Origin of the sequence: Vibrio mediterranei (genome assembly GCF_900088415.1) — a bacterium.
In the GTDB taxonomy this organism is placed as follows: Bacteria; Pseudomonadota; Gammaproteobacteria; order Enterobacterales; family Vibrionaceae; genus Vibrio; species Vibrio mediterranei.
In genome coordinates this window covers 1-633 of sequence record NZ_FLLQ01000035.1, presented here as the reverse complement: position 1 = coordinate 633, position 633 = coordinate 1, and the positions used below count along the sequence as shown (strand labels likewise).

At 38.9% G+C, this 633-nt stretch carries 2 protein-coding genes; both read right to left on the bottom strand.

Features of this window, described 5'->3' with window-relative positions:
* A partial coding sequence (locus tag VME0621_RS26965) for a hypothetical protein (protein WP_231893009.1) occupies positions 1-247 on the bottom strand: 247 nt, incomplete at its 3' end.
* 11 nt (positions 248-258) lie between these two features.
* The coding region (locus VME0621_RS25995; RefSeq protein WP_156750292.1) for a substrate-binding domain-containing protein at positions 259-633 on the bottom strand (375 nt) is incomplete at its 5' end.

Below are 633 nucleotides of genomic sequence, written 5' to 3'. Positions count from 1 at the left end.
CTTCATTTAAGATGATTTTTTTATATTCATTAATAGCATACGCTTGCATCAAAGGAGCAATATTATTACTCAGTGTAATTAAGCTCATTTCAACTTGTTTATTGATGTGCTTTGAGAGTGCTTGTTTTTCAATTGAAAGAGTAATCGTTGTATAGATAGCTATCACGAGACTGATGCTGAGCATGATAACTAGCATGGTCACTCTTATGAGAGCGACGGACTTGGAAGAAGCGTTCATTTTCCCCATCAGGTCCCTTTCTAATCCAAACCGAGGACATTTCTTTTAATTTCTTCTTCTTGGCTATCAAGGGTATTTTTGTCCACAGCAAGCACCTTAAGCTCTTGTGTGGATTCAATCTTTGCGCCCTGCCAAAACTCATAAACAGTCTCGACTGAACGCTCTCCTATTTTAAAAGGTTGTTGCATCGCAGCTCCAACAATAACATCCGTTCTGAGCAGCTCCAGAAACTCTGGCTCTGCATCAAAACAAATCAACAAAACCTCCCTCTCTTTACCCATTTTCGCTATACCATCAAGAGCAGCTTGATACCTGTTCGAACCTTGTAGCCAAATAGCACGCGTTCTAGGATTTTTTGTTAAGATTTCGATTGTATAATCAAATGTTTCCTGATA